General features: G+C 55.2%; 23 protein-coding genes. 12 read left to right on the plus strand and 11 right to left on the minus strand.

Going from position 1 to position 18,898, the window contains the following annotated elements; translation table 11 throughout:
* Nucleotides 1–178 precede the first annotated feature (178 nt).
* From dacB to pmrB, 3 genes are read left to right on the plus strand one after another with little or no spacing between them, the layout of a single operon-like run.
* A complete protein-coding gene (dacB, locus tag L6R44_RS13360) occupies nt 179–1,612 on the plus strand; it encodes a serine-type D-Ala-D-Ala carboxypeptidase (RefSeq protein ID WP_237424494.1) in 1,434 nt (477 codons plus the stop codon).
* Between the two features lie 2 nt (nt 1,613–1,614).
* Nucleotides 1,615–2,277 (plus strand): two-component system response regulator PmrA, encoded by a 663-nt coding sequence (gene pmrA / locus L6R44_RS13365; protein WP_024906362.1) that lies wholly within the window; start codon nt 1,615–1,617, stop codon nt 2,275–2,277.
* Nucleotides 2,274–3,317, plus strand: coding sequence for a two-component system sensor histidine kinase PmrB (gene pmrB / locus L6R44_RS13370; protein ID WP_237424495.1), 1,044 nt, complete (start codon nt 2,274–2,276; stop codon nt 3,315–3,317). Before pmrA ends, pmrB begins: the two co-directional genes overlap by 4 nt.
* A 33-nt stretch (nt 3,318–3,350) precedes the next feature.
* Here the strand turns inward: pmrB and cgtA are convergent, their stop codons facing one another.
* The 4 genes from cgtA to rplU all read right to left on the minus strand — a co-directional run bounded on the left by cgtA (nt 3,351) and on the right by rplU (nt 6,192).
* A complete protein-coding gene (gene cgtA / locus L6R44_RS13375) occupies nt 3,351–4,526 on the minus strand; it encodes an Obg family GTPase CgtA (protein WP_237424496.1) in 1,176 nt (391 codons plus the stop codon).
* A 15-nt stretch (nt 4,527–4,541) separates the two neighbouring features.
* Nucleotides 4,542–5,507 carry a DMT family transporter gene (locus L6R44_RS13380; protein WP_014833443.1) on the minus strand — a complete coding sequence of 322 codons (966 nt, stop codon included), beginning with the start codon at nt 5,505–5,507 and terminating at the stop codon, nt 4,542–4,544.
* A 96-nt stretch (nt 5,508–5,603) separates the two neighbouring features.
* Nucleotides 5,604–5,861, minus strand: a complete 258-nt coding sequence (gene rpmA / locus L6R44_RS13385; protein ID WP_004385076.1) for a 50S ribosomal protein L27 — start codon at nt 5,859–5,861, stop codon at nt 5,604–5,606.
* A 19-nt stretch (nt 5,862–5,880) separates the two neighbouring features.
* The gene (gene rplU / locus L6R44_RS13390; protein ID WP_003025032.1) at nt 5,881–6,192 is read right to left on the minus strand and encodes a 50S ribosomal protein L21; all 312 of its coding nucleotides are present in this window, start codon (nt 6,190–6,192) and stop codon (nt 5,881–5,883) included.
* Nucleotides 6,193–6,449: 257 nt separating this feature from the next.
* On the opposite strand from rplU, the gene ispB reads away from it, so the two are divergent.
* Both ispB and sfsB read left to right on the plus strand, forming a co-directional pair.
* Nucleotides 6,450–7,421, plus strand: coding sequence for an octaprenyl diphosphate synthase (gene ispB, locus L6R44_RS13395; protein WP_237424497.1), 972 nt, complete (start codon nt 6,450–6,452; stop codon nt 7,419–7,421).
* A 232-nt stretch (nt 7,422–7,653) separates the two neighbouring features.
* Entirely contained in the window at nt 7,654–7,941 is a 288-nt protein-coding gene (gene sfsB, locus L6R44_RS13400) for a DNA-binding transcriptional regulator SfsB (protein ID WP_077064348.1), read from the plus strand.
* Nucleotides 7,942–8,003: 62 nt separating this feature from the next.
* On the opposite strand, the gene murA is transcribed toward sfsB, so the two are convergent.
* The 7 genes from murA to mlaF form a co-directional block, all read right to left on the minus strand.
* Entirely contained in the window at nt 8,004–9,263 is a 1,260-nt protein-coding gene (murA, locus tag L6R44_RS13405) for a UDP-N-acetylglucosamine 1-carboxyvinyltransferase (protein ID WP_023309349.1), read from the minus strand.
* 50 nt (nt 9,264–9,313) lie between these two features.
* On the minus strand, nt 9,314–9,568 hold the full coding sequence (gene ibaG, locus L6R44_RS13410; RefSeq protein ID WP_008501458.1) for a BolA family iron metabolism protein IbaG: 255 nt from the start codon (nt 9,566–9,568) through the stop codon (nt 9,314–9,316).
* Between the two features lie 126 nt (nt 9,569–9,694).
* Nucleotides 9,695–9,988 carry a lipid asymmetry maintenance protein MlaB gene (gene mlaB / locus L6R44_RS13415; protein WP_237424498.1) on the minus strand — a complete coding sequence of 98 codons (294 nt, stop codon included), beginning with the start codon at nt 9,986–9,988 and terminating at the stop codon, nt 9,695–9,697.
* Nucleotides 9,988–10,623 (minus strand): phospholipid-binding protein MlaC, encoded by a 636-nt coding sequence (gene mlaC / locus L6R44_RS13420; RefSeq protein ID WP_032642369.1) that lies wholly within the window; start codon nt 10,621–10,623, stop codon nt 9,988–9,990. The genes mlaB and mlaC overlap by 1 nt, the downstream gene beginning before the upstream one ends.
* An 18-nt stretch (nt 10,624–10,641) precedes the next feature.
* Entirely contained in the window at nt 10,642–11,190 is a 549-nt protein-coding gene (gene mlaD / locus L6R44_RS13425; RefSeq protein WP_032642372.1) for an outer membrane lipid asymmetry maintenance protein MlaD, read from the minus strand.
* A gap of 4 nt (nt 11,191–11,194) precedes the next feature.
* On the minus strand, nt 11,195–11,977 hold the full coding sequence (gene mlaE / locus L6R44_RS13430; protein ID WP_010436044.1) for a lipid asymmetry maintenance ABC transporter permease subunit MlaE: 783 nt from the start codon (nt 11,975–11,977) through the stop codon (nt 11,195–11,197).
* 7 nt (nt 11,978–11,984) lie between these two features.
* Nucleotides 11,985–12,797, minus strand: a complete 813-nt coding sequence (gene mlaF / locus L6R44_RS13435) for a phospholipid ABC transporter ATP-binding protein MlaF (protein WP_024906354.1) — start codon at nt 12,795–12,797, stop codon at nt 11,985–11,987.
* 227 nt (nt 12,798–13,024) lie between these two features.
* Here mlaF and L6R44_RS13440 point away from each other — a divergent pair, with 227 nt between their 5' ends.
* Genes L6R44_RS13440 through rpoN form a run of 7 tightly spaced genes read left to right on the plus strand, consistent with a single transcriptional unit; the run spans nt 13,025 to nt 18,891 of the window.
* Nucleotides 13,025–14,002, plus strand: a complete 978-nt coding sequence (locus L6R44_RS13440) for a calcium/sodium antiporter (protein ID WP_032642374.1) — start codon at nt 13,025–13,027, stop codon at nt 14,000–14,002.
* A 13-nt stretch (nt 14,003–14,015) separates the two neighbouring features.
* Nucleotides 14,016–15,002, plus strand: coding sequence for an arabinose-5-phosphate isomerase KdsD (gene kdsD, locus L6R44_RS13445; RefSeq protein WP_023333606.1), 987 nt, complete (start codon nt 14,016–14,018; stop codon nt 15,000–15,002).
* Nucleotides 15,003–15,016: 14 nt separating this feature from the next.
* Nucleotides 15,017–15,583, plus strand: a complete 567-nt coding sequence (gene kdsC / locus L6R44_RS13450; RefSeq protein WP_237424503.1) for a 3-deoxy-manno-octulosonate-8-phosphatase KdsC — start codon at nt 15,017–15,019, stop codon at nt 15,581–15,583.
* Entirely contained in the window at nt 15,580–16,155 is a 576-nt protein-coding gene (gene lptC, locus L6R44_RS13455; RefSeq protein ID WP_032642380.1) for an LPS export ABC transporter periplasmic protein LptC, read from the plus strand. Before kdsC ends, lptC begins: the two co-directional genes overlap by 4 nt.
* Nucleotides 16,124–16,678, plus strand: coding sequence for a lipopolysaccharide ABC transporter substrate-binding protein LptA (lptA, locus tag L6R44_RS13460; RefSeq protein WP_023309358.1), 555 nt, complete (start codon nt 16,124–16,126; stop codon nt 16,676–16,678). The genes lptC and lptA overlap by 32 nt, the downstream gene beginning before the upstream one ends.
* A 6-nt stretch (nt 16,679–16,684) precedes the next feature.
* Nucleotides 16,685–17,410: an LPS export ABC transporter ATP-binding protein gene (gene lptB / locus L6R44_RS13465; RefSeq protein ID WP_023309359.1), complete on the plus strand. Its 726-nt coding sequence runs from the start codon at nt 16,685–16,687 to the stop codon at nt 17,408–17,410.
* Between the two features lie 47 nt (nt 17,411–17,457).
* The gene (gene rpoN, locus L6R44_RS13470) at nt 17,458–18,891 is read left to right on the plus strand and encodes an RNA polymerase factor sigma-54 (protein WP_032642383.1); all 1,434 of its coding nucleotides are present in this window, start codon (nt 17,458–17,460) and stop codon (nt 18,889–18,891) included.
* The last annotated feature ends 7 nt before the right edge of the window (nt 18,892–18,898 follow it).

An 18,898-nucleotide genomic window follows, 5' to 3' on the forward strand; every position in this document is an offset into this window, starting at 1 on the left:
CCCCCCTAAGCGGGCAAGAAGCAAAAAGAAAACCGACCCGGGAGCAGCGCCCCAGGTCAGCAGCAATTTTTCAATTTGATATGCATTTTACCGCGAAGTTCACTATGGGTCATCGTTTACTTTGCAGTGCCATGCACCGTAGTATGACGGTTTGTTTTCGGGTTGTTAGCGCGAGATTATGCGATTTTCCAGATTTATCATCGGATTGACTACCAGTATAACGTTCACCGCCCAGGCCGCGAACGTTGATGAGTACATTAATCAGCTCCCCGCAGGCGCGAACCTCGCCCTGATGGTGCAGAAGGTTGGCGCACAGGCTCCGGAGATTGACTATCACAGTCAACAGATGGCGCTGCCTGCCAGTACCCAAAAGGTGATCACTGCCCTCGCCGCCCTGCTCCAGCTCGGGCCCGACTTCCGCTTTACGACCACACTCGAGACTAAAGGTAACGTCGAGGCTGGCGAACTGAAAGGCGATCTTATCGCCCGTTTTGGCGGCGATCCGACCTTTAAGCGCCAGGATATCCGCAACATGGTTGCGGTGCTGAAAAAATCTGGCGTGCAGAAAATCGATGGTAACGTGCTGATCGATACCTCCATTTTTGCCAGCCACGATAAAGCACCCGGCTGGCCGTGGAACGACATGACCCAGTGCTTTAGCGCTCCGCCCGCCGCCGCGATTGTTGACCGAAACTGCTTCTCGGTTTCGCTTTACAGCGCGCCAAAGCCTGATGATTTAGCGTTCATCCGCATCGCGTCCTACTATCCGGTCACGATGTTTAGCCAGGTCCGCACGCTGGCGAAAGGATCCCCGGATGCGCAGTACTGTGAGCTGGACGTCGTGCCCGGCGATCTTAACCGCTTCACGCTTACCGGCTGCCTGACGCAGCGCACCGATCCGCTGCCGTTGGCCTTTGCAATACAGGATGGCGCAAGCTATGCGGGCGCCATTCTGAAGGATGAACTGAAACAAGCGGGCATCACCTACACCGGCACGCTGCTTCGTCAGACGCAGGTCAACCAGCCCGGTACGGTCGTCGCCAGCAAACAGTCTGCGCCGCTGCACGATTTACTGCGAATTATGCTGAAAAAGTCGGACAACATGATTGCCGACACGGTGTTCCGCATGATTGGTCACGCCCGTTTCGGCGTGCCTGGAACCTGGCGCGCGGGCTCAGACGCGGTTCGTCAGATCCTGCGCCAGCAGGCCGGGATCGATCTGGGGAATACCATCGCCGTCGATGGCTCCGGCCTTTCGCGCCATAATTTGATCTCTCCGGCCACGATGATGCAGGTGCTTCAGTACATTGCACAGCATGACACTGAGCTAAACTTTATTTCAATGCTGCCGCTGGCCGGGCATGACGGTTCACTGCAGTATCGCGCGGGGCTTCACGCAGCCGGCGTGGACGGCAAAGTCTCCGCGAAAACAGGCTCGCTGCAGGGGGTTTACAACCTTGCAGGCTTCATCACTACCGCCAGCGGACAGCGCATGGCATTCGTGCAGTATCTTTCTGGCTATGCCGTCGAACCGACCGACCAGCGCAACCGCCGTATTCCGCTTGTTCGCTTCGAAAGCAGGCTTTATAAGGACATCTACCAGAATAACTAGCGATGAAACTACTTATAGTTGAAGACGATCTGTTATTGCAGGAAGGGCTGGCGCTTGGGCTGGCTAATGAAGGGTATGCCCTCGACTGTGCCGGCACCGCAGCAGAGGCGGATGCCCTGATCCAGAGCGGCGAATACAGCCTGGTGATCCTCGATTTGGGCTTGCCGGATAAAGACGGCGCCACGCTGCTCAGCCAGTGGCGACGCCGCGGTATCGCCAACCCGGTATTGATCCTGACGGCACGCGATGCCATAGAAGATCGTATCACCGGCCTCGACGCCGGCGCAGATGATTACCTGGTGAAGCCCTTTGCGCTCGCGGAGCTGCAGGCTCGGGTGCGAGCGTTGATTCGCCGCTATCAGGGGCATAGTGATAACTTACTGACCGACGGCGATATTACGCTGAATTTGCAGACCCAGCAGGTATTGCGACAGGACCAGGCCGTAGAGGTGACGCCAAAAGAGTTCGCCTTGCTTACGCGTCTGATCATGCGCAGCGGGCAAACGGTGCACAGAGAGACGCTCCAGCAGGATATCTACTCCTGGCAGGACGATCCCGGCTCAAATACCCTTGAGGTCCACATCCACAACCTGCGGCGTAAGCTCGGCAAGGACAGGATCAAAACCGTTCGCGGCGTCGGCTACCGTCTGGAGAGCCAGAAATGAACAGCATGCGTCGGCGTTTGATGGTGCTGCTGGCGGTGATCCTCCTGTTTTTCCAGCTGATAAGCGTCATCTGGCTGTGGCACGAAAGCCGTGAGCAGATTGGCTTTCTGGTGAATGAAACGCTGTCGGCGAAAGCGCGCAATAACCATGTCGAAAAAGAGATCCGCGAAGCGATTGCCTCGCTGCTGGTCCCTTCCCTGGTCATGGTCAGCTTCACCCTGCTCTTCTCTTTTTGGGCGGTCACCTGGATAACCCGGCCGCTGAATAAGCTCCGCGACAGCCTCGCTAACCGTTCGGCCGATAACTTAACCCCGCTACCTATGTATTCCGACATGGAAGAAATCGGCGCGGTGACGACCTCCCTGAACCAGCTACTCGCCCGGCTGGACAATACCATTCAACAGGAGCGTCTCTTCACCGCAGACGCCGCACACGAGCTCCGAACGCCTCTTGCCGGTATCCGGCTTCATCTGGAGCTGATGGCGCAGTCTGGCGCGCCACAGGCCGAAACGCTGATAAGCCGTATCGATCAGCTCATGCATACCGTTGAACAGCTGCTGATGCTGGCCCGTGCGGGGCAGGCAATGGCCAGCGGCCACTACGAAACCGTGAGCTGGACGGAAAATATCATTGAACCTCTCGGCCTGGGGCATGAAGCCAAAGAGCATACGGTGATTTGGCCCGCCAAAAGCGCTCTCACGGTTCAGGGAGACGCCGTGCTCCTGCGCCTGATGCTGCGTAACCTGCTGGAGAATGCCGGGCGCTACAGCCCGACAGGGACAACAATTACGGTGACATTAACCGAGGTCGACGGGGGAACGCAGATCGGCGTTATCGATCAGGGGCCGGGGATTGATGAAGCGCACCGGCAGTCGATTACCGAGCCGTTCCGCCGTCTTGACCAGCGCTACGGCGGCAGCGGTCTGGGCCTGAGCATCGTGCAGCGCATCGTGCAGCTTCACCACGGCAGGCTGACGCTTGAGAATGGTGCTGAAGGCGGGTTAATCGCCAGCTGCTGGCTGCCCGCAACGCTGGAATAAAAAAGCCCCCATAATGGGGGCTCTGGACAGCGATTAGTGCTTGTAGATGAACTCGACGCCTTCTTCGTCGTCTTCATCCCAGTCATCGTCCCAGTCTTCATCGTCCTCTTCCGCTTCCAGCTCTTCGAGCTGCTGGCGGTGGTAGTCATCCCACATGAATTCGACTTTTTCAGGCTGTTTAGCTTCTTCCGCCTGAACGATTGGGTTCTCGATGATGAAGGTCATCACATCCCAGCAGAGGTCTTTCACGCCAACCTGGCTTGCCGCAGAGATCAGGTAGTACTTATCTTCCCAACCCATTGCGTCAGCAATCGCTTTCGCTTTGGCTTCCGCTTCAGCTTTGTCCATCAGGTCGATCTTGTTGAAGACCAGCCAGCGTGGTTTATTTGCCAGTTTCTCGCTGTATTTTTCCAGCTCACCGATGATGATGCGGGCGTTTTCAACCGGATCGGAACCGTCGATAGGATCGATATCGATAAGGTGCAGCAGCACGCGGCAACGCTCAAGGTGTTTCAGGAAGCGAATACCCAGACCCGCGCCTTCCGCAGCGCCTTCAATCAGGCCCGGAATATCGGCAACCACAAAGCTTTTCTCGTTATCCATACGGACAACGCCCAGGCTTGGTACCAGCGTGGTAAACGGATAGTCCGCCACTTTTGGTTTCGCCGCAGAAACGGCGCGAATGAACGTCGATTTACCGGCGTTTGGCATACCCAGCATGCCCACGTCAGCCAGAAGCATCAGCTCCAGCTGCAGGTCGCGCTTATCGCCCGGCGTACCCATCGTTTTCTGACGCGGGGTACGGTTAACGGAAGATTTGAAACGGCTGTTACCCAGACCGTGCCAGCCGCCTTTAGCCACCATCAGGCGCTGACCGTGTTTGGTCATGTCACCCATGGTTTCACCGGTTCCCTGGTCAATCACGCGCGTACCGACCGGAACTTTAATGGTGACGTCTTTACCGCGTTTGCCGGTACAGTCACGGCTCTGGCCGTTCTGGCCGCGTTCAGCGCGGAAAGATTTTTCGAAACGGTAGTCGATCAGCGTGTTGAGGTTCTCATCCGCCTCCAGCCACACGTCACCACCATCCCCGCCGTCGCCGCCGTCAGGGCCGCCACGTGGGATATACTTTTCACGGCGGAAGCTCACGCAACCATTGCCGCCATCACCAGCCACGACCAGGATCGTCGCTTCATCAACAAACTTCATTTTACTCTCCGTAACTCATTCGCCTGAGCGGGGGACTACTACAACCGCTTCATTTTTGCGCCAACGTCCCCAAAGACGATGACCAATGGCGGAATACATCGCGCCCGCAACCACGACAAACGCACCGAGATAACCCAACAGGTTGAGCATCGGTCTGACGAAGACATCGGGCCAGGCCATTGATAACAAATCTGAAAATAACAGCGTAAACAGCGGGGTGAGCGTGATTAACGCGCTCACCTGTGCTGCCTGCCAGCGCGCCATCGCTTCGGCCAGCGCGCCATAGCCAACCAGCGTGTTGAGACCACAAAAAATGAGGCACGCCAGTTGCCAGTCGCTAAGCTGGGTAATGACACCCGGCTTCGCTAACGGCAGCAATGCTATTGTACACAAAGTGTACAGCAAAAAGAGGATCTGCTGTGAGGCAAGTCGGCGCAATAACACCTTTTGTGCGACGCCATAGCTCACCCAGACCGTTGCTGCCCCCACACCAAAAATTACACCCCATGTGTAATCCGTCAGGCGGGTAAAAATCTCTATCAGACTGGTGTTGAAGAACATCACCAGACCGCACAACAGCATGCTCGCCCCGATAATCTGGGTACCGCGCATCTTCTCCTTGAGGATAAAGACGCTGGCAACCATCATCCCCACCGGTGAAAGCTGACCTATCACCTGCGACGCCGTGGGGCTGAGATACTGTAGGGAAGAGCTGAACAGGATGAAGTTACCGAACAGACCGCCCGTCGCAATAGCCAGCAACACCAGCCAGCGCGGTTTACGGAAGAGCCGCAGGGGAGGAAGCTTACCTTTGACGGCCAGAATGGCCCCGAGGCCGATGCTTGCCATCAGAAAGCGATAAAAGACCACCGTAGGCGGCTCCATCACTTCCAGTACCTGCTTCATTGCAATTGGCAGCGCACCCCAGCACATTGCGGTGGTGAGCGCCAAAAGAATTCCTATGCCGGCCTGCTGCTTCATGCCCGTTTTCCCTACAGAAAAAATTACCGGGTTTCCAATGTAAAAAGCCCCGCAACAGGTTGCGGGGCTTTAATCCGTTACCGGACCGAGAAAACCTTACTCAGCAACGATGCTGATGTATTTACGGTTGTTCGGGCCTTTAACTTCAAATTTCACTTTACCGTCTGCTTTAGCAAACAGAGTGTGGTCACGACCGCAACCTACGTTGTTGCCAGCGTGGAATTTGGTACCACGTTGACGAACGATGATGCTACCCGCCAGAACGGATTCGCCACCGAAACGCTTAACGCCCAGGCGTTTAGCTTCTGAATCGCGACCGTTACGTGTGGAGCCGCCAGCCTTTTTATGTGCCATTTAAATCTCTCCTCAGGTCTTAGGCGCTGATGCCAGTAATTTTCACATCAGTGAACCACTGACGGTGGCCCTGCTGCTTACGGTAGTGCTTACGACGACGAAACTTAACGATTTTAACTTTCTCGCCACGACCGTGTGCAACAACTTCAGCTTTGATAACGCCGCCATCAACGAAAGGAACGCCGATTTTGACTTCTTCACCGTTTGCGATCATCAGAACTTCTGCGAACTCAACAGATTCGCCAGTTGCGATGTCCAGCTTTTCCAGGCGAACGGTCTGACCTTCGCTTACTCGGTGTTGTTTACCACCACTTTGGAAAACCGCGTACATATAAACTCCGCTTCCGCGCACGTCCTCGTATGAATCAGAGTGCGCTATAAATATTCACAATAGGGCGCGAATATTACGCAAAACGCGAGCCTTTGACAAGTGCTACCGTCAATACATGAAGAAAAAAAACACAACACGTACGGTAACGTTTATCTGAGCCGTTTTTTCAGTACAATCAGCACTACTATTGATAAACCGAAACCCTTCGTTACCCCATTGAAGATGGGATCAACAGGATAAAAAGCCCGGCTTTTGCGATGAATTTAGAAAAAATCAACGAGTTAACCGCGCAAGATATGGCGGGTGTGAATGCAGCAATCCTGGAGCAACTCAACTCTGACGTTCAACTGATCAATCAGTTGGGCTATTACATCGTCAGCGGCGGCGGTAAACGCATTCGTCCGATGATCGCTATTCTGGCTGCCAGAGCCGTTGGTTATCAGGGAAATGCCCACATCACTATCGCAGCGCTCATCGAATTTATTCACACGGCGACGCTTCTGCATGACGATGTGGTGGATGAATCGGATATGCGTCGTGGCAAAGCCACGGCAAACGCCGCATTCGGTAACGCTGCCAGCGTCCTGGTGGGAGATTTTATCTATACCCGCGCCTTCCAGATGATGACCAGCCTGGGTTCCCTGAAAGTGCTGGAAGTGATGTCTGAAGCCGTAAACGTGATTGCTGAAGGCGAAGTGCTGCAGCTGATGAACGTCAACGATCCGGACATTACCGAAGAAAACTACATGCGCGTCATCTACAGCAAAACCGCGCGCCTGTTTGAAGCGGCTGCCCAGTGTTCCGGCATTCTGGCTGACTGTACCGAAGCCCAGGAAAAAGGCCTGCAGGACTATGGCCGCTATCTGGGTACGGCCTTCCAGCTGATTGATGATCTGCTGGACTACAGTGCGGACGGCGAAACGCTCGGCAAAAACGTGGGTGACGACCTGAACGAAGGCAAACCGACCCTGCCGCTGCTCCATGCTATGCGCAACGGAACGGCAGACCAGGCGAAAATGATCCGTGAGGCGATCGAGCAGGGAAATGGCCGCCATCTTCTGGAACCCGTGCTGGAAGCCATGGCTATCTGCGGATCGCTGGAATGGACGCGTCAGCGTGCGGAAGAAGAAGCCGATAAAGCCATCGAAGCTCTCCAGGTTATTCCCGATAGCCCATGGCGCGATGCACTGATTGGCCTTGCCCACATCGCTGTTCAGCGCGACCGTTAATCCCCTCTTGCCTCTCCCCGCGACCATGACGGGGAGAGGCGAGTATACTCCTGTAAATTCCGCATTCCTGTAAATTCATCGGTTTAGAGACCGCATGAATAAAGCCGTGTCTTATTCTGAATATCCCATCAAGTAACGCGAACTTTTTAGAACAAAAGTTTGAAATGGGTATAGTAAACCTCGTCGTTTCAGAAGAAACGGCGTAGTTGAATCCGAACTTAAGGACAGCGTTATGGATACGAAATTTATCGACTGGCACACGGCTGATATTATTGCCGCTCTGCGCAAAAGAGGCACTTCACTGGCAGCAGAGTCCCGCCGCCATGGACTGAGTTCTTCAACTCTGGCAAACGCCCTCACCCGCCCCTGGCCCAAGGGAGAATTAATTATCGCGACGGCGCTGGAAACGCACCCGTGGGTGATTTGGCCTTCACGCTATCACGATCCCATTACCCATGAATTTATCGACAGATCGCGCATGATTCGCCAGAGAAAAGTGAAAAAAGAACCGCAGGAATAACGCGTTTTTTTGACAGGAACAGCAACCCCCCGGTCATGTCTGGCAGGGGGCTGCCGGAACGATTACTCGCCCTTCACACGCTCAATATTGGCACCCAGCGCGCGCAGTTTATCTTCGATACGCTCATAACCGCGATCGATGTGATAGATACGATCCACGATCGTTGTGCCTTCCGCGATACAACCCGCCAGCACCAGGCTTGCAGATGCACGCAGATCGGTTGCCATCACCTGAGCACCTGACAGTTTCTCAACGCCATGACAAATCACGGTATTACTTTCGATCTCAGCATGCGCCCCCATACGGATCAGCTCCGGTACGTGCATAAAGCGGTTTTCGAAAATCGTTTCAGTGATGAAGCCCGTACCTTCGGCGACCAGGTTCAGCAAGGTGAACTGCGCCTGCATATCGGTCGGGAACGCCGGATGCGGCGCCGTACGCACATTGACCGCCTTTGGACGCTGGCCGTGCATATCAAGGCTGATCCAGTCTTCACCGATTTCGATATCCGCGCCCGCATCACGCAGCTTCGCCAGCACCGCATCCAGAGTATCAGGCTGCGCGTTGCGACAAACAATCTTGCCGCCAGAGATCGCCGCGGCGACCAGGAAGGTCCCGGTTTCGATACGGTCCGGCAGTACGCGGTATACGCCACCGCCCAGGCGCTCAACGCCTTCGATGGTGATACGGTCGGTGCCCTGACCTGAAATTTTCGCGCCCAGCGCCACGAGGAAGTTGGCGGTATCCACAATTTCCGGCTCGCGCGCGGCGTTTTCGATGATAGTGGTACCTTCTGCCAGCGTCGCCGCAGACATAATGGTGACCGTTGCGCCCACGCTCACTTTGTCCATGACGATGTGCGCGCCTTTCAGACGACCGTTCACGGACGCCTTAACGTAACCTTCTTCCAGCTTGATCTCTGCGCCCAGTTTCTCTAAGCCAAAGATATGCAGGTCAACCGGACGCGCACCGATGGCGCAGCCGCCCGGCAGAGAGACCTGACCCTGACCAAAACGCGCCACCAGCGGGCCAAGCGCCCAGATGGATGCACGCATGGTTTTCACCAGATCGTAAGGAGCAGAGAAGTTGTTCACCTTGCTGGCGTCGATCCAGACGGAACCGTTGCGCTCAACTTTCGTGCCCAGCTGGGTGAGCAGCTTCATGGTGGTGTCGATATCCTTCAGCTTCGGTACGTTCTGAATTTCTACCGGCTCTTCCGCGAGCAGCGCAGCAAAGAGGATTGGCAGCGCGGCGTTTTTCGCGCCAGAAATTGTGACTTCGCCCTGGAGACGCGTTGGCCCCTGTACACGAAATTTGTCCATTGTGTGCTCTCTTATAAATTCAACCGTGCTGCGGGCCTGTCGCCCTCAGCTCAAAAACCGTTTAGTTTGCGATCGCGTGCCCACTCTTGGGGGGTGAACGCTTTAATCGACAGGGCGTGGATGCGGTTATCCGCAATATATTCCATCAGCGGCGCGTACACAGCCTGCTGCTTCTTCACACGGCTCATACCGTCGAACATCTCACCCACAGCAATAACCTGGAAGTGACTGCCATCGCCAGTGACGTGGGCTTCCTGAAGGGAGAGTGCATTCATCAGCACTGTCTGGATTTCATGATTTTCCATGGGCTCTTAATCATCTGATAGAGAAAACAAGCCCAACATCTTAGAGCAAAGTGGCGTCGTCTTAAACAAGCAAAAAGCCCCGACGATGAAACTGTCAGGGCTTTCGGAAGTAACGCACTGAAAATATTAACGAGGCAGGACGTCCTGAGGCAGATTGTAGAGCTGTGCAAGGGTGACGACATTATCGCTCGCGCCGTGAAGCGTGACGCTTGCCCCTTGCTTTTTCCCTACCGCAACCAGATGGGCCAGCAGCGCCACACCCGCCGTATCCACCCGCGAGACGTCGGTTAAGTCAATAAGCGTCACGCCCTGCATCGCTTCATGGCGTTTGTCCCACAGTGGGTTCAGCAGATCCTGATCCAGTTCACCGGACAGCTTTAACGTCTCGTCTTCACGCGACCAGCTCAGTTGCTGTGACATTACTTCTTCTCGTCCAGACTAATTTTCTGACGAGCAATGGACTGCAGCTGCGCGGTCAGGCCATCGATGCCTTTGGTGCGCAGCAGGTCGCTCCATTCGTTCTGTTTGGTGGTGATCATGCTTACCCCTTCGGCAATCATGTCATACGCCTGCCAGTGACCGGTCTGGCTGTTTTTACGCCACTGGAAATCCAGACGCACCGGCGGACGACCGTTTGGATCGTTGATCGTCACGCGGATAGGAATGATAGTCGCATCGCCCAGCGGCTGCTCAGGCGCAATCTGATAGGTCTGACCGTGGTACATCGCCAGTGCCTGACCATACGCCTGCTTCAGGTATTCACGAAACGCGGCAAAGTAGGCTTCGCGCTGCGCAGGGGTTGCGTCTTTGTAATAACGGCCCAGCACCAGCGCACCCGCGTATTTAATCTGCACATACGGCAGCAGCTCCTGGTCAACGATGTCACGCAGATAATCAGGATTCGCACGAATTTTAGGCTGTTCGTTTTTAAGACGATCGAAAGTCTTTTTCGCCGCTTCGTCCATCAGTTTGTACGGGTTGCTCTGATCCGCAGCATGAGCCGCGGTAAGAGGAGCGATGACCAGCATGGCAACCATTAACAGTCGTTTAAACATGAATGACTTCTCCTGATATTAATTCGCCGCACCTGGGGTCGGTGCCGCATTGGTATGGTCTTCACTCTGCGCAGGGGCATTGTCAGACTTTTTATCATCCCCTTTACTGTTGTAAAGGAACTGACCAATCATATCTTCCAGCACCATGGCGGACTTGGTGTCCTGGATAACGCTACCGTCTTTAAGGATAGTCGTTCCCAGCTCGGGATCTTCAAAGCCGACGTTCAGGGCCAGATATTGTTCACCCAGCAGACCGGAAGTACGGATAGAAAGGGAACTGGTGTCCGGGATATGGTTGTAACGCTCTTCGATATCCATCGCGACGCGCGGCAGATAGGTTTTCTCGTCAAGCGTGATATCCGCTACGCGTCCAATCACCACGCCGCCGATGCGGACCGGTGAACGCGCCTTCAGACCGCCGATGTTATCGAAGGTGGCATAGATGCGATACGTTGGTTCGGTGCGCACTGAGGTGATATCCGCCGCTCGCAGGCAGATAAACAGCGCGGCCAGCAGCGCCAGCAGCAGGAATACACCGACCCAAATTTCATTTTTTCTCGTTTGCATGAACTCAATTCCCAAACATCAGTGCGGTGAGCACAAAATCCAGACCCAGTACGGCCAGCGACGAATGTACGACTGTACGTGTAGTTGCGCGGCTAATGCCCGCCGACGTTGGGATTGCATCGTAACCGTTGAACAATGCAATCCAGGTGACCGTAATGGCAAATACAACGCTTTTAATCAGGCAGTTAACCAGATCCATTCGCAGGTCGATGGCGTCCTGCATCGCGGACCAGAAGAAACCGGCATCAATGCCTTTCCAGTGCACGCCAACCAGCGAACCGCCCCAGATACCCACGGCGACAAACAGAATAGTCAGTAACGGTAAAGAGATCACTCCCGCCCAGAAACGCGGCGAGATCACGCGACGCAGCGGATCGACCGCCATCATCTCCATGCTGGAGAGCTGCTCGGTCGCTCGCATCAGGCCAATTTCAGCCGTCAATGCCGACCCCGCGCGCCCGGCGAACAGCAGCGCCGCCACAACCGGGCCCAGTTCACGCAGCAGCGAAAGCGCCACCAGCATCCCGAGGCTGGTTTCTGCACTGTACGTTGTCAGAACAAGATAGCCCTGCAGCCCAAGCACCATGCCGATAAACAGACCGGAGACGATGATGATGAGCATCGACAGCACGCCGACATTATAAAGCTGCCGCACCAGCAGCGGCGCGTGCTTGCGGAATTCCGGCTTGCCGACCAGCGCGTTGAATAACATCAATCCGGCGCGCCCGAACGTCCTGATGGTTTTTATGCCACGGTGTCCGAGAGCGGCCAACGCATTTAGCAGCATGAGTGGCTTAACTCCCTATTCCCAGTAAATCGTCACGATAGTCGCCCGCCGGGTAGCGGAACGGCACGGGGCCATCTGCAATACCGTCAAGGAACTGCCGCACGCGCGGATCGCAATTTTCCTGCAGCGCCTGGGCGCTGCCGTGTGCGACGATCTTTTTGTCCGCCACAATATAGGCGTAATCGGCAATGCTCAATACTTCCGGTACATCGTGAGAGACGACAATGCAGGTAACGCCCAGCGCGCTGTTCAGCTCAGAGATGAGCTTCACCAGCACGCCCATCGTGATGGGATCCTGTCCAACAAACGGTTCGTCGAACATGATTAAATCAGGTTCCAATGCAATTGCGCGTGCCAGCGCGGCGCGGCGCGCCATGCCGCCGGACAGCTCCGAAGGCATCAGCTTCGCGGCGCCCCGCAAACCGACGGCTTCGAGCTTCATCATTACCGTACTTTTCAGCAGTTCAGGCGGCAGGCTGGTATGCTCGCGCAGCGGATAGGCCACGTTATCGAAGACGTTCATGTCGGTGAATAAAGCCCCCGACTGAAAGAGCATGCTCATGCGTTTGCGGACAGTATACAGGCGCGAGCGTGACATCTCCGGGATGTTTTCGCCATCAAAGAGGATTTCGCCGCTATCCGGTGGGATCTGCCCACCAATAAGGCGCAGCAGGGTCGTTTTACCGATCCCGGACGGCCCCATGATGGCAGTGATCTTGCCACGCGGTACGGTCAACGAAATATCATCAAATATCAACCTGTTGGCGCGAGAAAAACTCACACCGCGAACATCGACTAAATTCGCCATCGTTTGGCTCATTTATGGATCCTTTATTACCCAGCTCACGTTAAGGCATGCCGCCTGAATCAGCCCTCAACTGCGCATTTTTACAGAATAATAGCCGTTGAGGTTAGCGAAAGCTGGCATTTGTTTTACTTTTCCGGCGCATAAAGTCAAAATTAGGAATTCGTTACGCCTCAGACTGTATGCAGTCCAGCCATTCCCGCGCGATGGACCGACGAGTATACCTGAAGAAAGGACTTTTGATGCTTTTAGCAACAGCACTGTTAATAATTGGTTTACTTTTGGTGGTCTACAGTGCTGACCGTTTAGTGTTTGCTGCATCTATCCTGTGTCGCCTGACGGGCGTACCGCCTGTGGTCATCGGGATGACCGTAGTCAGCGTGGGAACGTCACTTCCGGAAATCATCGTCTCGGTCACGGCTTCGCTGCATGGTCAGTTAGACCTCGCGGTAGGCACCGCGATTGGCTCGAACATCGTCAATATACTCTTGATTTTAGGCCTGGCCGCCCTGCTCCATCCATTTCGCGTGCATTCTGATGTTCTGCGCCGTGAATTGCCGCTAATGTTAATTGTAAGCCTGCTGGCAGGCTGCGTATTTTATGATGGTGTACTGAGCTACAGCGACGGCATTTTCCTGCTGGCGCTGGCCGTCATTTGGCTGCTGTATAGTGTTAAAATCGCCCGTCTGGCTGAGAAACAGGGCCAGGATAGCCTCACGCGCGAGCAGGTCGCTGAACTGCCGCGGGAAGGCACGCTGCCTGTTGCCCTGCTCTGGCTTGGCGTTGCGCTGATCATCATGCCGATGGCAACGCGCATGGTCGTGGATAACGCGACGGTGCTGGCGAACTATTTCGCCATCAGCGAACTGACCATTGGCCTGACGGTGATTGCCATCGGTACCAGCCTGCCGGAGCTGGCCACGGCCATTGCGGGGGCGCGTAAAGGTGAGGATGACATTGCCATTGGTAATATCATCGGTTCTAACATTTTTAATATCGCCATTGTGATGGGGCTGCCGGCCCTGATTACGCCAGGGCCCTTTAATCCTCTGGCGTTCTCACGCGACTACGGCGTGATGTTATTGGTCAGCGTGATATTTGCCCTGCTCTGCTGGCGGCGGCAACGACAGATCGGCAAAGGCGCAGGCGCGCTGCTGACGGGTGGATTTATCGTATGGATGGCGATGCTGTACTGGCTCTCGCCTCTTCTCTCTGGGTAAACGGAAACGCATTATGTCGCAAATAGAATTGCAGCCGGGTTTTGACTTTCAGAAGGCAGGCAAAGAGGTTCTGGAGATTGAACGTGAAGGTCTGGCGCAGTTAGATCAGTACATTAATCAGGATTTTAGTCTGGCTTGTGAGAAGATGTTCTACTGTGCCGGCAAAGTCGTGGTGATGGGGATGGGTAAGTCCGGCCACATTGGACGCAAAATGGCGGCCACGTTTGCCAGCACCGGAACCTCCTCCTTCTTTGTCCATCCGGGGGAAGCCGCGCACGGCGACCTGGGTATGGTCACGCCGCAGGATATCGTCATCGCGCTGTCCAACTCCGGTGAGTCCAATGAAATTCTGGCGCTGATCCCGGTGCTGAAGCGACTGCAGGTACCGCTTATTTGCATGACCAGCCGTCCAGAAAGTAGCATGGCGCGTGCGGCCGATATTCACCTGTGCGTGAAAGTGCCCAAGGAGGCCTGTCCGCTCGGCCTGGCGCCGACGTCCAGCACCACCGCCGCGCTGGTCATGGGGGATGCGCTTGCCGTCGCACTGCTCGAAGCCCGCGGTTTTACGCCGGAAGATTTCGCGCTTTCCCACCCGGGCGGTGCGCTGGGGCGCAAGCTGCTGCTTCGGGTAAACGATATCATGCACACCGGGGATGAGATTCCTCACGTCAGTAAAGAGGCCTCCCTGCGTGATGCGCTGCTGGAGATCACCCGTAAGAATCTGGGTATGACGGTGGTGTGCGACGATCTAATGAAAATTCAGGGGATCTTCACCGATGGCGACCTGCGTCGCGTGTTCGACATGGGTGTCGATGTCCGCACGCTCGGCATTGCCGATGTGATGACGCCGGGCGGTATCCGCGTGCGTCCGGGTACGCTGGCCGTGGATGTGCTGAACCTGATGCAGTCCCGCCATATCACCTCCGTTATGGTTGCCGATGGCGACCAGTTGCTGGGTGTGGTACATATGCATGATCTGCTGCGCGCAGGCGTAGTGTAATGAAGGATAAGACAATGAGTAATGCGGGTGCATCCCTTGCAACCTGTTATGGCCCGGTGAGTACCCAAATGATGGCAAAGGCGGAAAACATTCGTCTGCTCATTCTGGATGTGGATGGGGTACTTTCCGATGGTCTGATCTACATGGGCAACAATGGTGAAGAGCTGAAAGCGTTTAACGTTCGCGACGGCTACGGTATCCGCTGTGCGCTCACCTCCGGTATTGAGGTGGCGATCATCACCGGGCGAAACGCTAAACTGGTAGAAGATCGCTGTGAAACCTTAGGCATTACCCATCTTTATCAAGGTCAATCCGATAAAATGGCGGCGTTTAAGGATTTACTGGGTAAACTGGCTATCGCACCAGAAAAGGTGGCCTACGTCGGGGACGATCTGATTGACTGGCCCGTGATGGCTGAAGTCGGGCTGAGTATCGCCGTTGCTGATGCGCATCCGCTTCTGATCCCGCGCGCGGACTACGTTACCCACATCAACGGTGGCCGCGGTGCCGTCCGTGAAGTCTGCGATCTGCTTCTGCTGGCGCAGGGCAAGCTTGATGAGGCCAAAGGGCAATCGATATGAGTAAAACCAGACGTTGGATTATCATTTTGCTTGCGCTTGTCGCACTGGTATTGATTGGCGTGAACCTTGCCGATCGCGACGAAACGCAAACGGAAGCGATCAACAATAACGATCCAACCTATAAAAGCGATCACAGCGACACCGTGGTCTATAGCCCGGAAGGCGCGCTGAACTATCGCCTGATTGCCCAGCATGTTGAATATTTTTCAGATGACGGTGTTTCATGGTTTACCCAGCCCGTTATGACCACATTTGATAAAGACAAAGTGCCGACGTGGTCAATTAAGTCAGATCGGGCAAAACTGACAAATGACCGTATGCTTTATCTATATGGCCACGTTGAAGTCAACGCCCTGACCGCGGACTCGCAACTGCGAAAAATTACGACGGATAATGCTCAGATCAACCTGGTTACCCAGGACGTGACCTCGCAGGATCTGGTCACACTGTATGGCACAACATTTAATTCCAGCGGTTTGAGAATGCGCGGGAACTTACGCAGCAAAAACGCCGAGCTGATTGAAAAGGTTAGAACCTCCTATGAAATTCAAAACAAACAAACTCAGCCTTAAAGTAATTATCGCCAGCGCGATGCTGGCGACCAGTCTCCCCGCGCTTGCTGTAACGGGCGATACCGACCAGCCGATCCATATCGAGTCCGACACTCAGTCCCTCGATATGCAGGGGAACGTCGTCACCTTCACCGGTAACGTCGTCATGACTCAGGGCACCATCAAAATTAACGCCGACAAAGTGGTCGTGACCCGTCCGGGTGGCGAGCAGGGCAAAGAGATCATTGATGGTTACGGCAACCCGGCCACCTTCTACCAGATGCAGGACAACGGCAAGCCGGTGAAAGGCCACGCTTCGCATATGCACTATGAGCTGGCGAAGGACCTGGTCATCCTGACCGGAAATGCGTATCTGGAACAGCTGGACAGCAACATTACCGGCGACCAGATCACCTATCTGGTTAAAGAGCAAAAAATGCAGGCCTCGAGCGAGAAAGGCAAACGCGTCACCACCGTACTGGTTCCGTCGCAGCTGCAGGACAAAGGCAAAGGCCAGGCCCCGGCACAGAAGAAGAGTAACTAATTCGTTATGGCAACATTAACTGCAAAAAATCTCGCGAAGGCCTACAAGGGCCGCCGTGTCGTAGAAGATGTCAGTCTGACCGTCAACTCCGGCGAAATTGTAGGGCTGCTTGGCCCCAACGGTGCGGGTAAAACCACCACCTTCTACATGGTCGTTGGAATTGTGCCGCGCGATGCCGGCAACATTATCATTGACGATGAAGACATCAGCCTGCTGCCGCTGCACGCGCGCGCGCGTCGCGGGATCGGCTATCTGCCGCAGGAAGCCTCCATTTTCCGTCGTCTTAGCGTTTACGATAACCTGATGGCGGTCCTGCAAATTCGTAACGATCTGACCAGCGAACAGCGTCAGGACCGTGCCAACGAGCTGATGGAAGAGTTCCACATTGAGCACCTGCGCGACAGCCTCGGTCAGGCGCTCTCCGGGGGCGAACGCCGTCGTGTTGAGATTGCTCGCGCGCTGGCCGCCAACCCGAAATTTATCCTGCTGGATGAACCGTTTGCGGGCGTTGACCCGATCTCGGTTATCGACATTAAACGTATCATTGAACACCTGCGCGACAGCGGGCTTGGCGTACTGATCACCGACCATAACGTCCGTGAAACGCTGGCCGTGTGTGAACGCGCGTATATTGTGAGCCAGGGCAATTTGATCGCCCACGGTACGCCGCAGCAGATCCTCGAAGACGATCATGTTAAGCGCGTCTATCTTGGGGAAGACTTCAGACTCTGATAGGGTAGAGGTAACGTAACGCCGAACCGGAGAAAAATGCTCTGAACATGAAGCAAGGTTTGCAATTAAGGCTCAGCCAACAACTGGCGATGACGCCGCAGCTACAGCAGGCAATTCGCCTGTTGCAACTGTCCACGTTAGAACTTCAGCAGGAGCTCCAGCAGGCGCTGGACAGCAACCCCCTGCTGGAACAAACCGATCTTCATGACGAGGTAGATACCCAGCAATCGCAGGATACAGAAGCGCTCGACACCGCGGACGCACTCGAACAAAAAGAGATGCCCGACGAGCTTCCGCTGGATGCCAGCTGGGATGAAATCTACACCGCCGGAACGCCTTCCGGTACGCGTGCAGACTACCAGGACGATGAGCTACCGGTTTATCAGGGAGAAACCACCCAGTCGCTGCAGGATTACCTGATGTGGCAGGTGGAACTCACCCCCTTCTCCGATACCGACCGCGCGATTGCCACCTCCATTGTCGATGCCGTCGATGACACCGGCTATCTGACCGTCACCCTCGACGATATTCTGGAAAGCATGGGCGATGATGATATTGAGCTTGAGGAAGTTGAAGCCGTTCTGAAGCGCATCCAGCGTTTCGATCCGGTCGGCGTAGCCGCAAAAGATCTGCGCGACTGCCTGTTGATCCAGCTTTCTCAGTTCAGCAAAGAGACGCCATGGCTCGACGAGGCGCGCCTAATCATCAGCGATCATCTGGATCTGCTGGCGAACCACGATTTCCGCTCCCTGATGCGCGTCACGCGCCTGAAGGAAGAGGTGCTGAAAGAAGCGGTGAACCTGATCCAGTCGCTCGATCCGCGCCCGGGGCAGTCGATCCAGACCAGCGAGCCGGAATACGTGATCCCGGATGTGCTGGTCAGGAAACACAATGGCCGCTGGGTCGTTGAACTGAATTCAGACAGCATTCCTCGCCTGCAAATCAACCAGCAGTATGCCTCCATGTGCACCAGCGTGCGTAACGACTCCGACAATCAATATATTCGCAGCAATCTTCAGGAAGCGCGATGGCTGATCAAAAGTCTGGAGAGTCGAAATGATACGCTGCTGCGCGTCAGCCGCTGTATTGTCGAACAGCAGCAGGCTTTTTTTGAGCAGGGCGAAGAGTATATGAAACCGATGGTGCTGGCGGATATCGCCCAGGCCGTCGAGATGCATGAATCAACCATTTCCCGTGTCACCACGCAGAAGTATCTGCACAGTCCACGCGGTATTTTTGAGCTTAAGTATTTCTTCTCCAGCCATGTGAATACCGAGGGCGGCGGCGAAGCGTCGTCAACGGCCATTCGCGCGCTGGTGAAGAAGTTGATCGCCGCGGAGAACCCCGCGAAGCCGCTAAGCGACAGTAAGTTAACCACCATGCTGTCCGATCAGGGTATTATGGTGGCGCGCCGTACTGTTGCGAAGTATCGAGAGTCTTTATCCATTCCGCCGTCCAACCAGCGTAAACAGCTGGTCTGACACAACC

Origin of the sequence: Enterobacter cloacae complex sp. ECC445 (assembly GCF_021892025.1) — a bacterium.
Lineage (GTDB): Bacteria > Pseudomonadota > Gammaproteobacteria > Enterobacterales > Enterobacteriaceae > Enterobacter > Enterobacter chengduensis.